Annotated in this window: 2 protein-coding genes; both read right to left on the bottom strand. The window is 55.6% G+C overall.

From position 1 onward, the window contains the following. Positions 1-7: 7 nt before the first annotated feature. The gene (locus AC6I9Z_RS03605; protein ID WP_461458804.1) at positions 8-1,495 is read right to left on the bottom strand and encodes a TolC family protein; all 1,488 of its coding nucleotides are present in this window, start codon (positions 1,493-1,495) and stop codon (positions 8-10) included. Positions 1,496-1,516: 21 nt separating this feature from the next. Next, positions 1,517-15,958 (bottom strand): Ig-like domain-containing protein, encoded by a 14,442-nt coding sequence (locus AC6I9Z_RS03600; protein ID WP_461458806.1) that lies wholly within the window; start codon positions 15,956-15,958, stop codon positions 1,517-1,519. Between the last annotated feature and the right edge of the window lie 844 nt (positions 15,959-16,802).

Genomic DNA, 16,802 nt, shown 5'->3' with positions numbered 1-16,802 from the left:
GAACTTCCTATTGATCCAGTGTCATCGCCGCTTCGCGTTCCTGCCACAGGTTGGTCAGGGATGCGGTCAATGTGCTGACATCCTCGCGGCCTGTCAGATCCGGCGCGAAATCATCTATGCCCATGGATGCAAAGAGATTGGCATAGGCATTTTGCGCTTCGGCATAAGCTATATCATATTTCACCTCTGCTACGAGAGTGTTCATTTCCTCGCGCAGGAGGGTCTGCTGGCTCATCGCACCGGCTTTGTGGCCCGCACGGATCTGGTAGAGGATCTTGTCCTGCACCCGGTGCTGATGTTCGGCGGTCTGCAATTCTTCCTGCAAATGGCCAAAGCGCGCCCGCGATACGTGGACCTGTGTCATCACCGCCATGGTCAGCGCTAGCTCGCGTTGCCGCAAAAGATCGTCCTGCGCCCGAACCGCCTTTTTCTTGGGGCCGAGCTTGAACAGGTTAAGCACGTTCCAGCTCGCCTGCGCGCCATATTGGAACCAGTTATTGTTGAAGAGGAAGTCGTTGGAATCGACATTCACGCCCAATATGCCGCGGAAACTGGGGAGAGCCGATAAGAGTGTCGCGTCCAGCTCCTTGGCATTGATCCGTTGACGATAGCTGACCTCACGCAGCTCAGCGCGGTTTTTCAGCGCGGTCATCATCATATCCTCGCCCGTATATTGGACGGCGGGCAAAGTCTCTGTCCGGTCCGGCAGGACCAGCGAGAAATCGGTGCCTGGGCGCAGGTTCATCAGCGCAGCAAGCTGTGCTTTCGCAACCACCAGTTCGCGCTGCAGTTTTCGGATTTCCGCCTGAATCTGGACCAGTTCCCGCTGGTAGGTCAGCGCGGTGAGCGGCGCCGACAGGCGGCGTTCGGCCAGTCTTTCACTATTGTCGAGCGTGGTGCTGACATTGCCTTCCAGCTCTTTCAGCTTGGTCAGCAGCCGTTCGGCGCTGACCGCGCGCCAATAGGAGGTGCGGACATCTTCAATGATCCGGTTGGCCACCTTGCGCCGGCGTTCCTGGGAAATCAGAAATTCGTCTGCTTTCTGTTGAGCGCGGACATAGGACAGACCAAAATCAAGCACATCCCAGCTGAGCGACAGGTCAGCGGTGAATATATCCCTCTCGGCCGAAGTAGACGGCTCCAGAGACTGCCGCCGGGTAATCAGCGAGAGCGAACTGGCCCCCGAAAAATTATTCCTTCCGGCATAGCCCGCATTGGCAACCAGTTGCGGCAACATGTCATAGCGTGACACATTCAGCTCCCGCATCTTGAGCGCCTCTTCCATCAGCTCGACCTTGTAGTCGAGATTATATTTGAGCGCCCGGGCCATCGCCTCATAAAGGTTGATCGGTGCGGTCACCGGTTCCTGTTCGGCATCCACCGCAACGATATTTTCCCGCGCCGTAGTATCAATTTGTGATGGTGTGAGCGGTTTGGGATTCACCGCGCAACCAGCCAGCAAGGCCAGTGCCGAAATACTCAGAGTGTGTTTCATATGCATGATCTGCTTCCCTATCTAGGCCTTGAACGCAGCCAGAAGCTGCGCTGTTTCATCTGCGACACTGGCGTCTGCCATTGCCATGGCACTGCCCAGGGGAGCAGCACCGTTCATGTTCCGAGAAAGCGTAAGCTCCTCATCAATCTGGATTTCACCGGTCGCCCCTTGAACGATAACCGGAATTTCGATGACCTGACCATCTGCGCGGATTGCCCGTACGATCAGACGAACGGTTTCTGCGTCCACTGGCCGTTCGATAATCGCGAGGCCGCGGGCATCCATGCGTATCCAGCCGGGCAGCGGACTACCGTCGCGGGTGCGTAGCTGATATTCGACGATACGCGGATCGCTCTCGGCCCCGATATCGCGGACTTCCATGTAGATGACCCGGTCACGAACAACCGATTCAATCATCACCTGGTCGCTGCCGGTCGATAGCTGGCGCACCGAGAAGCCGGTCAGGCCTTCGACAAGGAAATCGCCAAAGCGCGGATCGAACAGGCGGTCAGCACCAAAGCGCAGGTCGCGGATTTTATCGAGCTGATTGACAACATCATCGATCGGGTTGCCATCGACATCCAGCTCACCCATTCCATTCAGCGCACGCAATCCGTTCACCGCAGTGAGGAGCGGCCGGTTCCCACCCAGATCAGGCGTGTTGTTCAGCGACCGGAAACTGTTCACCGTGTCATCGATAATCAGCGGCGCCGTGATAAATTCGGTGATCGGATCCAGAGTTGTATTCAGCCGCTCGCTATCGGGATAACCGATGCCGGGATTGCCGAGCAATTCATTCACATTGGCATTGGCCTGCGTGACGATAACGGTCGCAGTGGATTCCACAAAGCCGCCCTGACCATCGCTGACAATATAGGTGATCGTCGCGACGCCCTGAAATTCAGCCGGCGCGAAATGGGAAATTGTTCCGTCCGGATTGATCACCACCGTGCCCACATCAACCTTGGCGGTGAACACGCTCAACGGGTCTCCATCCGGATCGCTGCCATTGGCGAGGACGTCGATAATCGTTTCCGCACCGCCAATGCCGAAGACTTCTTCATCGCCATCGACCGGCACTTCATTGACGTTGCGGACGGTGACCGCGACGGTTGCCGTGGACGTGCCGCCATTGCCATCACTGATCGTGTAAGTAATTGTGTCCGTACCAAAAAAGTCGAGATTTGGTGTATAAGTGATCGTACCATCCGGGTTGATCACTACGGTACCGTTGGCGGCACTGACATTGGTTATTGTCAGCGGATCGCCGTCCAGATCAACATCATTGGCCAGCACCGGAATGACGACGGGCCGCTCTTCATCGGTATCGGCAATGTCATTGGCCGCAACCGGCGGATCGTTGACCGGGCTGACCGTGACGGTAATTGTCGCGGTGGTAAAGCCGCCATTGCCGTCACTGACCTGATAGGTGATCACATCCGTGCCGTTGAAATTCGGATCGGGCGTATAAGTGATCGTGCCTTCGGGATTGATCGTCACCGTGCCATTGGGCGAGGTTGCGCTGGAGATAACTAGCGGATCGCCATCAACATCCGTCGCATTATCGAGCGGCGACAGGGTGACCGGCGTGTCTTCTGGCGTAGCCGCAATATCGGGTGTCACCACAGGCGGGTCGTTGACCGGCGTGACATCAACGGTAACGGTTGCAGTCGCGGTACCTCCATTGCCGTCGCTGACTGTATAGGTGATCGTCGTCGGACCATTGAAATCAGGATCAGGCGTGAAGGTGATCGTTCCATCCGGATTGATTGTCACCGTGCCATTGGGCGAGGTCGCATCAGTCACTGTCAATGGATCGCCATCGGCATCCGTATCATTGCCCAGCACCGGTATCGTGACAGGCGCATCTTCCGGTGTCGAAACTATGTCATCAACAGCAACCGGAACATCATTAACCGGATTGACGGTGACTGTTGCGGTTGTTGTTGCAAAACCACCATTTCCGTCAGAAACGGTGTAGGTGATCGTATCGGTGCCGTTGAAGTTCGGGTCAGGTGTATAGGTCACCGTGCCATCGGCATTAATCACCACTGTGCCGTTCGGCGCGCTCGCCGCTGTGACAGTCAAGGGATCGCCATCAGCATCACTGTCATTGTCCAGGACAGAGACAGTCACTGGCGTGTCTTCATCGGTCTGGGCAACATCCGGCGTTGCAACCGGCGCATCGTTTACCGGACCTACCGTCAGTGTCACCGTGGCTGTCGCGGTGCCGCCATTGCCGTCACTGATCGTATAGGTCACCGTCGTGGTACCGTTGAAATCCGGATCCGGCGTGAAGGTCACCGTGCCATCGGGATTGATCGTCACCTGACCATCAGGCGAGGTCGCACCCGTCACAATCAGTGGATCGCCATCGACGTCGCTATCATTGCTGAGCACGTTGAGCGTGATTGGCGTGTCTTCCGGCGTCGTCGCCACATCATCGACAGCGACCGGCGCGTCATTGACCGGATTGACGGTCACGTTGACAATTGCTGTGTCCGTGCCGCCCTGACCATCGCTGATCACATAAGTGATTGTGTCGTTGCCGTTAAAGTCCGGATCCGGCGTATAGGTTACCGTACCATCGGCGTTGATCACGACAGTACCGTTGGGCGCGCTTGCGCTGGCAACGATCAACGGATCGCCGTCCACATCGCTGTCATTGGCGAGCACCGGAATCGTAACCGGCACCTCTTCATCGGTCACTGTTGCATCATCAACCGCAACCGGTGGATCATTGACCGCGCTCACGGTGACAGTCACCGTCGCGGTCGAGGTGCCGCCATTGCCGTCACTGATTGTGTAAGTGATTGTATCGGTGCCGTTGAAATCCTGATCAGGCGTATAGTCGATCGTACCATCAGGCAGTATGACCACGGTGCCATTGGCCGCGCTCGCCGTGGTGACGGTCAGCATATCGCCATCGGGATCATTGTCATTGGCAAGAACCGGAATGTTCACCGGCAAGTCTTCAGACGTTGATGCACTGTCATTCACAGCCACGGGCGGCGGGTTGGTGATCGTCCAGGTGAAGTCCTGATCGACCGTACCGCCATTGCCATCATCGGCGGTAATCGTGACGGTATAGACACCGCCATTTACCTGGCTCGCGCTGCTATCGATTGTGCCGGTGATCAGGCCATTGGCGTCAATCGACAAACCGGCAGGTAGACCGCTGGCGGTAAAGGTCAGACCATCACCGTCAACATCAGTGAAGTTGGCTGCCACCGATGTGGATATTATTGCACTATCGACATCGTTCCGGGGTGCAATCGGGCTTGCGACCGGGTCGTCATTGACCGCACCAACATTGATTTCGACCGTCGCCGTGGATGTTCCGCCATTGCCGTCGCTGATCGTATAGGTGATCGTATCAGGGCCGTTATAATCCGCATCGGGCGCATAGTTCAGTGTGCCATCGGGATTGATGGTCACTGTTCCATTGCCGGCCGTGGCCAGAGTCACGGTCAGCGTATCGCCATCGGGATCATTATCATTGGAGAGTACGTCAATATCCAGCGGCGTGTCTTCGGTCACCGCGATCGGACCATCATCACTGGCCACTGGCGGTGGATTGGTGACCGTCCAGCTGAAGGTGCTGGAGACTGTGCCGCCATTGCTGTCATCGGCCGTGATGGTGACGCTATAAATACCGTCGCCATTAGGGCCACCCTGCGAAGCCGAGGGATCAATCGTACCGGTTATGTTGCCCGCGGCGTCAATGGACAGACCGGGCGGCAGGCCGGTCTCGGTAAAGGTGAGCATATCGCCGTCGAGATCATCAAAGCTGCCACTGACATCAATCGCGATTACATCTGCATCGGCATTGCCCAGCGCCGGCAGCGGCGTCACCGTCGGATCGTCATTTTCGGCACCCACCGTCACCGTCACGGTGGAAGTGGAGCTTCCACCCTGACCATCACTGATCACATAGGTGATAGTATCGGTGCCATTGAAATTAGCGTCCGGCGTGTAAGTCAAAGTACCGTCTGCATTGATAACCACTGCGCCATTGTCCGCGCTGGCCGCCGTCACAGTCAGCGTGTCGCCATCCGGATCATTGTCATTGGCCAGAACATCAATCGGCGCGGTCGGCGTGTCTTCGGTCGTTGAAGCCGTGTCGGTATTGGCCGTTGGTCCGGGGTTGGTTATCGTCCAGATAAAGCTTTGTGTCGTTTCGAGATCGCCGTCGGAGGCGGTCACTTCCACCTGATAGACACCGCCATTCACCTGACTGGCGTCCGGATCGATGTTGCCTGTAATCTCCCCTGTCATCATGTCGATGGAAAGGCCAGCAGGCAGATTGGCCGCGCTGAAGGTCAGCGTGTCACCTTCAGGGTCACTGAACAGCGCCCCGAAATCGACACTCACCGCATCACCATCTTCGCTATCGCGATTGGGCAGGATCGTACCATCCGGTGCATCATTGACCGGGTCAATGACGATGGTTGCAACGGCTGTTGCAAATTCGCCATTTGCATCCTCAATCGTATAGGTGACCGTGGCCGTACCGTTAAAATCCGGATCAGGCGTAAAGTCGATCGTTCCGTCGGCCAATATGACGGCAGTACCGTTAGTTGCATCGGCTGAAACAATCACAATCGGTGTGCCGGGGTCACCATCGGGATCGATATCATTGGCCAGCACATCGAGATTGATCAGCGTGTCTTCCGTGCCGACAAAATTGTCGTTCACCGCCCGGGGTGGTTCATTGGTAATCGTCCAGGTAAAGGTCGTGCTGACATTCAGTCCGGCTGCATCAGTTGCGGTCACCGTCACAGTATATTCACCGTCAGGCACATCGGAGGAAGCTGTTGCACCGGTAGTGCCGGTTACCTGACCGGTAGCCGGATCAAATGTCAGGCCGGTTGGCAAGCCGGTGATGTTATAGGTCAGCGTCGCGTCATCAGCATCGCTGAAGGCCGATCCCAGAGGCACTGAGATGACCTCGTTATTCGAGTCAAACAGGTCGGGCAGCCCGACCGTTTCCGGCGCATCATTCACCGCCGTAACCGTAACTTCCACCGAAGCTGTTGCGGTACCACCATTGCCGTCACTGATCGTGTAGACAATCGTGTCCGTACCGTTGAAATTGGGATCGGGTTGATAGGTCAATGTACCGTCAGCCTCGATCACAATCGTGCCGTTATCGCTATTCGCTGAGATAACGGTCAACGTGTCCCCATCGGGGTCACTGTCATTCGTCAGCACCGCTATGTTCACCGATGTGTCTTCGGTGGTGCTTGCCGTGTCATCAACCGCAACAGGCGGCGGGTTGTTTACGGTCCAGATAAAGGTCGAATCTACCGTGCCGCCATTGCCATCATCCGCAGTGACAGTCACTGTATAAACACCGCCATTCAGCTGGCTGGCACCCGCATCTATCGTGCCCGTGATCAGACCGTTGGCGTCAATCGACAGGCCTGCGGGCAAGCCGGTCGCAGTGAAGGTTAGTGTATCACCGTCAAGATCTTCAAAGCTACCGCTGACATCAACCGACACCATATCGGCATCGTCATTAGTCTGGTTGTTGAGCGGCGGGTCCGCTGTCGGTGCGTCATTCACTGGCGTTACCGTTACTTCGACCGTTGCGGTGGAGGTGCCGCCATTGCCGTCGCTAATCTGATAGGTGATGATATCCGTGCCGTTGAAATTGGTCGCCGGCGTATAAATCAATGTGCCATCCGGATTGATCACGACCGTGCCATTGGGCGCGGTCGCGCTGACGACAGTCAGGCTATCGCCATCGGGATCATTGTCATTGGCCAGCACCGCAATCGGCGCGCTCGGCGTATCTTCATCGGTGGTGGCTGTGTCGTTCACAGCTGTCGGAGCCGGGTTGGTGATCGTCCAGGTGAAACTGCCTTCGACAGTGCCGCCATTGCCGTCATCGGCCGTGATCGTGACGGTGTACACGCCGCCATTTACCTGGCTAGCGTCCGGATCAATTGTTCCTGTTATCAACCCATTGGCATCAATCGACAGGCCAGCTGGCAGGCCGGTGGCCGTGAAGGTCAGCGTATCGCCATCCAGATCGCTAAACTTGTCGCTAATATCAACCGAGATGACATCGGCATCTTCGTTGTTGAGATCCGCAATCGGAATATCAACTTCGGGCGCATCATTGACGGGAGCAACCGTCACTTCAACCGTCGCGGTGGAGGTTCCACCATTGCCGTCGCTGATCGTGTAAGTAATTGTGTCGGTGCCGTTGAAATCCTGATTGGGTGTGTAGGTGATCGTGCCATCGGCATTGATAACAACCGTGCCATTGGGTGCGGTCGCCACGGTGACCGTAAGATCATCACCATCAGGATCATTGTCATTAGCCAGTACATCGATAGTCACTGGCGTATCTTCGTCGGTGGCTGCCGTGTCATTGGTCGCGGTCGGACCCGGGTTGGTCACGGTGTAAGTGAAGCTCGTCGACACCATGCCGCCATTGCCGTCGTCGGCCGTGACGGTGACCGTATAAACACCACCATTCAGCTGGCTGGCCTGATTATCAATCGTGCCGGTGATCAGGCCGGTATCGGGATCAATGCTTAGGCCTGCTGGCAGGCCAGCAGCGCTAAAGGTCAGCGTATCGCCGTCGACATCACTGAAATTGCCGGCGGTGGGAATAGAGACCGTTTCGTCATCAACGCCCGTCACATTGGGCAGCGGGCTAGCGACTACTGGCGCATCGTTAACAGCGGCCACGGTGACTTCGACTGTTGCGGTCGAGGTGCCGCCATTGCCGTCGCTGATCGTGTAAGTGATCGTGTCGGTACCGTTGAAATCAGGATTGGGCGCATAGGTTATCGTGCCGTCCGGATTAATCGTCACAAGACCATTGGATGCGGTCGCCGATGTCACGCTAAGCGTATCACCATCGGGGTCAGTGTCATTTGCGAGAACCGGAATGGTTACCGGTGTATCTTCATCGGTGGTTGCCACATCATTTACGGCTGTTGGCGCCGGGTTATTCACTTCCCAGACAAAGATCTGATCCACGGTGCCGCCATTGCCGTCATCTGCGGTGACTGTCACACTGTAAATGCCGTCGGAGCCCGGACCACCCTGGGACGCGTCCGGATCAATCGTGCCGGTAATATTACCATCGGCATCAATCGACAGGCCGAGTGGCAAGCCGGTGGCGGTGAAGGTCAGGTTATCACCATCAACATCAGAGAAATTGCCGCTGACATCAACAGCGATAATATCGGCATCATTGTCATTTTGTGGCGCAATCGGTGTGGCGACCGGTGCGTCGTTTACCGCATTAACCGTAACTTCAACCGTGGAGGTGGAGAAGCCGCCCTGACCGTCGCTGATTGTATAGGTGATCGTATCCGTGCCATTGAAATCAGGATCGGGAACATAGGTCACCGTCCCGTCTGGATTGATCGTCACGGTCCCATTAGGCGCATCGGCTGCCGTCACGTTCAGTGGATCGCCATCGACATCCGTATCATTGGCCAGCACCGCGATATCCACCGGCGTGTCTTCATCGGTTGTCGCGTTGTCCATATTGGCAACCGGCGGATCATTGACCGCATCAACCGTGACAGTAACCGTCGCTGTAGAGGTGCCGCCATTGCCGTCGCTGATTGTATAAGTGATTGTCGTCGGACCATTGAAGTCCGGATTGGGCGTGAAAGTGATCGTACCGTCCGGATTAATCACCACCGTACCATCCGGTGATGTCGCATCGGTAACCGTCAGCGGATCGCCATCAATATCTGTATCATTGCCGAGCACACCGATGGTGACAGGTGTGTCTTCATTGGTGGTCGCGACGTCATCGACAGCCACTGGCGGATCATTGACCGCATTGACGGTCACCGCAACTGCAGCCGTGGACGTGCCGCCATTACCGTCGCTGATCACATAGGTGATCGTATCGGTTCCGTTAAAGTTAGCATCCGGTTCATAGGTCAGCGTACCGTCAGGGTTGATCGTCACCGTGCCATTCAGTGCAGTGGCCGTGGTCACCGTCAGCGGATCACCATCCGGATCCGTGTCATTGGTCAGTACCGTAATATCAACCGGCGTGTCTTCGTCGGTGGTAGCGCTGTCATTGACTGCGGTCGGTGCCGGGTTGGTCACCGTCCAGGTAAAGGTCTGGCTGGTGGTCAGGCCATCGGGGTCGGTGCCAGTCACGGTCACTGAGTAAATACCGCCATTTGGCTGGCTGGCATCACGATCAATCGTGCCGCTAATAATACCGGTCGCCGTATCAATGCTGAGGCCAGCTGGCAGGCCTGTAACATCGAAAGTCAATGTGTCACCATCCAGATCGCTGAAGAAGCTGCTGGTATCGACCGAGACCGACTGGTTGTCTTCATTTGTGACGTCTGGAATGGCCAAAGACTCCGGCGCATCATTCACAGCCACCACATCGACGGTCAGTGTCGCCGTTGCTACTCCGCCCTGGCCATCGGATACCGTGTAAGTGACCAGCGCTTCGCCATTGAAATTTTCTGCCGGAGTAAAGGTCAGCGTGCCATCGGCATTGACCACGACCGTGCCATCCTGACTGCTGGCCGAGGTGATCGTAAGCGGATCACCATCGGGATCGCTGTCATTGGCCAGAACTGCAACCGTGACCGGCGTATCTTCAGGTGTGGTCGCTGTATCATCGACCGCTATTGGCGGGATATTCTGGATCGAATAGACAAAGGTTGTCGAGACGGATTCACCCGACGGATCGGTCGCGGTGACCGTTACAACAAATGGACCGTTGACCGAACTGTCGGAAGCGAGCGTACCCGTAATCAACCCGGTATCCGGATCGATTGAAAGCGCGGGCGGCAAGCCGGAGGCGGTGAAGGTCAGGTCATCACCGTCAATATCATCAAAGCCCTGCGCCGTAGGAATGGAAACAGATGCGCCATCTTCGCCATTTTGATTGGCCAGACCCACTGTGGTCGGACCATCATTGACCGGCGTGACTGTGACAGTAACGGTCGCGGTAGAGAATCCACCCTCACCATCGCTGATCGTGTAGATGATCGTGTCTTCACCATTGAAATTGGCGTTGGGCGAATAGGCCAATGTGCCATCCGGATTTATCGTCACCGTCCCGTTGCCAGCCTCAGCCTCGGTAATCGTCAACGGGTCACCATCATCATCAACATCATTGGCCAGAACGGCAATATTGACGTCTGTATCCTCATCCGTCGTTACGCTGTCATTGCTCGCCACGGGTGCCGGGTTGGTAACGGTCCATTCAAATGTGGTCGACACAGTCCCGCCGCGACCATCATCCGCGGTTACGGTGATGGAATAGACACCGCCGTTCACCTGGCTGGCGCTGCGATCAATGGTGCCGGAAATGACCCCTGTAGCAGGATCAATAGTTAGTCCGGCTGGCAGACCGGTTGCGGTATAAGATAATGTATCGCCATCGGGATCACTAAAGGCCCCCGCGACCGGCAAGCTGATCACCTGACTATCGAGATTAGTCTGATCACCAATGCTACCACTTGTAACCGGTGTATCGTTGACATCTGCGACCGCAACCGTGATCTCGGCCGTCGAGGTTCCACCCTCACCATCCGAAATCTCGTAAGTGATTGTATCCGTACCATTAAAGCCCGGGTTAGGCGTGTAGGTGACGGTGCCGTCGGCATTGACCACCACGCTGCCATTCAGGGCGCTGGCAGCGGTGATCGTGAGGTCATCTCCATCAGGGTCGCTGTCATTGGCCAGAGGCGAAATCACGACCGGCACATCTTCGTCGGTCGATGCGCTATCATCGACCGCGATTGGTCCGGGATTGCTGACATTGAAGGTGATCATCTGCGATGTGGTACCACCATTGCCGTCAGACACTGTGATGGTTGCCGTATAGACGCCGCTATTGGTCTGGCTAGCGCTGTTATCGATCGTTCCCGAAATCAATCCGCTATCCGGATCAATCGACAGACCGGGCGGCAGATCCGCCGCCGAGAAGGTCAGCATATCGCCATCCACATCAGAGAAATTCCCGGCGACAGGAACCGAAATGACAGCCCCGTCTTCGGTATCCTGCGGCGGCAGCGCCGTACCAACTGGAGCGTCGTTGACGGGCGTGACCATAACTTCGATCGTTGCCGTTGCCGTGCCACCTTCGCCGTCGCTGATCGTGTAAGTGATGGTCGCCGTACCATTGAAATTGGCGGGCGGAACATAGTTGACCTGATTGCCAACGACGGTCGCTTGTCCGACGGAGGCCGCGGCCGCGATCAAGGTAATCGGATCGCCATCCGGATCGCTGTCATTGGGCAGCACGTCAATGAGGACCGGCGTGTCTTCATCAGTGGTGGCAGTGTCATCGACCGCAACCGGTGCGGGGTTGGTAACGGTCCAGCTGAACTCCTGTGTAGCGCTCAGGCCGCCGGCATCCGTCGCAGTCACGGTCACCATATACACACCATTGGAGCCGCCCTGACTGGCCGAACGGTCGATGGTTCCGGTAATCTCTCCAGTGGCAGAATCAATACTCAGCCCTGCCGGAAGACCGGACACACTATAGGTCAGGCTGGCATCATCGCCATCGGTAAAACCAGCTGCGGTTTCCACGCTGATCCCGCTATCGGTATCTACATTGACCTGTGGCGGTAAGGCGCCCACCGGTTCTGGGGCATCATTGACTGGTGCAACCGTAACTTCAACGGTCGCCGTGGACGTGCCGCCCTCGCCGTCGCTAATTGTATAGGTGATAGTATCGGTGCCGTTAAAGCCTGCATTGGGCGTATAGGTGATGGTGCCATTCGGATTGACCACCACCGTTCCACTAGCCGCACTTGCTGCCGTAACGCTCAGATCGTCTCCATCGGGATCATTGTCATTGGCAAGCACATTGACGGTAACCGCCGTATCCTCATCGGTAGACGCCGTGTCATCTACCGCTGTCGGCCCTGGATTAGTTACAGTCCATGCAAATGTCTGGGTTGCGGGCGTGCCTTGAAAATCGGTCGCTGTGATCGTGACCATATAGACGCCATTGGTGCCGCCCTGGCTGGCGCTATTGTCAATCGTGCCGGTAATCTCTCCGGTATTGGAATTGATCGACAGGCCCGGCGGCAATCCGGTGGCACTGTAGCTGATGGTCGGACCATCAATATCGGTAAATCCGCTGGCCGTCGCAACGCTCACACCCGCATCGGCATCCACATTGGTCTGTGGTGGCAAGGTGCCAACCGCGATCGGCCCGTCATTCACCGCGACCACGGTCATGTTGAAGATCGCGCTATCCGTGCCGCCTTCACCATCGCTGATCGTATAGGTGATCACATCATTGCCATTAAAATCGGCATTGGGCGTGTAGGTCAGCGTGCCATCAGCATTGATGACCACCGTGCCATTGGGCGCGCTCGCTGCAATGACCGTGAGCGGCGCATCGCCATCGGGATCTTGATCATTGGCCAACACATCGATGGTAATCGGCGTATCTTCATTGGTCGCGCCGCCATCATTATTGGCCTGAGGCGGCGGATTGGTAATCGTCCAGGCAAAGCTTTGCGTCGCTGACTCACCATCGGGATCGGTGGCCGTTACCTCGATATTATAGACACCACCGGAACCGCCCTGGCTGGCGCTATTGTCTATTGTACCGGTAATCGCTCCGGTGTTTTCGTTGATCGATAGGCCGGGCGGCAGACCGGTAGCGGTGTAAGTCAGTTCGCCAAAGCCATTGTCCGGATCGCTAAACCCTTGCGAGGTGCTCACAAAAATACCCTGGGCCGCATCGACATTGGATTGCGGAGGCAGGCTGCCCACCGGCACCGGTGGATCATTCACCGCTGCTACTGTCACATCAAACGTCGCGGTCGAAGTGCCGCCACGTCCATCGCTGATCGTGTAAGTGACCGTATCGGTGCCAGAAAATCCGTTATTCGGCGTGTAGTTTAATGTGCCGTCACCATTGATCGTCAACGTGCCATTGGGCGCATTTGCAGAAACAACGGACAGCGTATCCCCATCGCCATCAAAATCGTTCGCGAGCACATCGATATTGTTAATCGCCGTGCTCTCATCGGTCGTCTGAGTGGCATCATCGACTGCCGTTGGTGGGTCATTAATCTCCACGACACTGATGGTCGATGTCGCAACATTGGAACTCAGCGCCGCATTGGTGAAGCTGATGTTGATGTTCCGATCCACCTCAGATGGCCGCTCCGTCGAGTTTTCAAATGTTATCGTGCGCAGTGCAAGGCGATAATCCCTCGCACTGTCTGCCCCCGTCAACTCCACACCGGTATCGGTGCGTGTGTAGCTGATGCCCCTCACCGTGCCTGATGCTGCATCGGAGCCATTGACCAACAACCGGTCGCCCGCCTGCGCATTGGTCAGCGTAATGCTGGCGCTTTGAACCTGACCATCAGGATTGGTAATCCGAACATCGCGATCAACAATTCCGACGCTATTGCCGTTTTCAACATAGGTTCCGGCATATGCCGATCCACTCGCCGTGCTGTCATTGCGGTCCAGATCCAGCCTTGGAATTGATACTGTCGTTCCGCCCGATCCAAGGTTGAAATCCAGATCGCCGTCATGATCGAAACCGGCTTGCCCAACACCTGATGCGGGGTCAATATTATAGGTGATCGTGAAGTTACTGGTATCGAGCCAGTTAAACCGCGCCGCTGAAGGAGTCTGACCAGACTCGTTCTGGGTTCCAGACGCCGTGACTTCCCCCGGAACCGACGTATCAAAATTGATATTGGAGGTGCCGGCATTCTGGAACGAAGACAACGTGTCTGTGCTGACCGTTACAAATTCCCGGGTACGCGGCAAACCGCCAGCTCCGTCAATATCGGCGACCGTGTAGGAGATATCAATGTCAACCGGTGCACCGCTGGCGGTAAAGAAAATGTCCCAGCGGACTTCGGCCGTGGCAAGCGACCCGCCGTCGCTGCGCAGTAGAAAAGCGGGATCGTCATTGCCGATTGGTCGGTCAAATCTTATGGTGTCACCAGCGGTAATGGAAACAATCGTGGCACGAATGGAAATCGACTGACCACCGACGGTTCCGACATTCTCCCAGGTCCCGGTCGCACCCACGGTCTGCCCAGGGGAACGGCTGCCAGGTTCAGTAAAGCCGACGCTACCGGAAGCCACGATATTGCCGTTTGCATCGCGAACGGTAAGCGAGTCATTTGGCGCTGAAATCGACGTTGGCGCAAGCAACCCATCCCAATCGCGCGCCACCAATGAAGCCGCCTCGACACTGCCCAACCGGTTTTCCAGCGTCCAGTCACCGCCGCGCAATATGCTGCCGGTATCGTCGATGGAAGCTGCGATATCGGCACCGGTTGCGGCCGCCAATGCATTCATAAGCTGTTGTCCCGCAGCATCACCGCCGACCTCACAGCCGTAGATCAGGATGTCGCCATCAGCTGATAGCTTTGCCCCTATGGACGCCAAGGATGAAGCCAGTGCGCCAGATACCGACGCGCTATCAATCCGCGTCGTGCCGAGCCAGAATACACCTTCATCACCATGGCTTACCAGATGGATCGCGCCAATATTATCAGCACCCGCGAGCGCGGTCATGATCTGGTCGACCCCGTCACTATTACCGTCAATGAAAACAATGATACCTTTACCCGCCCAGGTCTCGGCCAGTTCCTGGTAGTTTTCGACATTGGTATCGATGAAGATATAGTCCTGCCCAGTGGTCGCCGCGCCCGGTTCAACCGGATCATTCTCCGCCACGAAGGACTCAAAGCCAAAGAACATAGGACGCACGGCTGATCTGGAATCATTGTCGTCTATGATAAAATAGTCCCGGAAATCGGCAGGCCTAACTCCGGATTCCCGGATGTCATAGGCTACCCGCTCTGGCTGCAGTGCGTCGGGATACAGACCGCCGCCCGCGCCTGTTTCGGCTACAGAGTTCGAAATCTCCGCATTCTTGAAAGGAGCAGCGCCCAGAGCTTCCTGCACAACAATCGCTTCCTTGGCGACGACAGTGCTGGAAACATCAACAGCCGGATGAACCGGGTAGATCGGCACGGCTGCAGGATCATCATGTACAGGAGCCATGAGCGAGGCTTGCGCTACCGGCAGATCCGCGCTGCGATCAGCTTCAGCAAAAGATATGGCCTCTAATTGGACTGGTGTTTCGCCGTCAAGCATCACCACGGTTCTGTTGTCGCTATCATCAGGAGCAGAGACGAAACCTGCAGAAAAGGCCCCTGGATCATCCGCCAGAGAAACATTTACAGTGGCTAAATCGGCTCGCCCTGCATCGGGGGTCCCGAAGTCCCGAACAGCAACCACCAACGGAGCCAAGCCGATATTTGGCACCGCCGCATCAGAAAGGTTATTATTGTCATTAAAAGTAATACCAGGAGCAAGTGGAGTGCTTTCCAGCACATCGACGGTCGATACAGTTGTGGCCGCCGTTACCACCGCAGCCCCGTCAAACATCATGCGCGGCTCTAAAGCGATCAGATGAGCTTGCGGAATCCTGGTTTGCTTGGTCATCTAGATCTCCCGGACAGGCACGATTGAAATTCTATTGTAAATGCGCCGAAACAACGTGGCGCAACACAAATATCCAATGCCCCAGGATCATCTGCTGTTTTTGAGAAGTAACAGAAAAACGCAAGAGGTCGCAACCCCAAAAGTCTTTGTTTTTCATACACTAGCCAGAATTTACAACCTGTCGTGCATTGTAAACGGCTCATTGCAAACAAGATGAAATTCGATTTTTTTACTTTATCGTTAAGCCTATAAGGGCTTATTTTACTTATACATATTTTGACATAATCGGCCATTCTATTCACGGCGATTCATTATATTCCAATCGCACAAATTAACCGCGCGCCTCAACATACGCTTCAAGCCGCTCACTGAAGTTTGCTTATTGGAAGAACTGTCTCTTCCTCTTGTAAGCCTCAAACAAAGTGAAAAGATTGGCAATTGCACGAATCATCGTACCCAAATGCCGAAATGAGCTATTGATAGAACTGGCGCACCCGAAATTTCGAGCACAACTGACAGATATGATCGCCTGCTGGTGCCAGAAGAGGACTAGAAGGAAAGAAATAAGGTACTAGTATAAAAGGAAATATCGGATCCTTCTTTCAAATTTGCCCCCTTTTTAAAACGAGTAATCGGAGAACAGTTGATCGAAGCGGGTCCTTGTTAGAATTTCAGATGAATATTGCGATGTGGATACCCTAAAACTGAGAGACTTCGACAGTACCAAACTTACCGAAACGGATATGTAACGCTTAGGCGAACAATTCCATGATCGGCTTTATCCCGAAAGCGGACGTTCTGTTAATCTTGGCTCGAAAGATCGTTCAAATATTTGGCGACCGTG

The organism is Parasphingorhabdus sp., from assembly GCF_059726685.1.
This window is presented reverse-complemented; position numbering and strand designations above follow the sequence as displayed.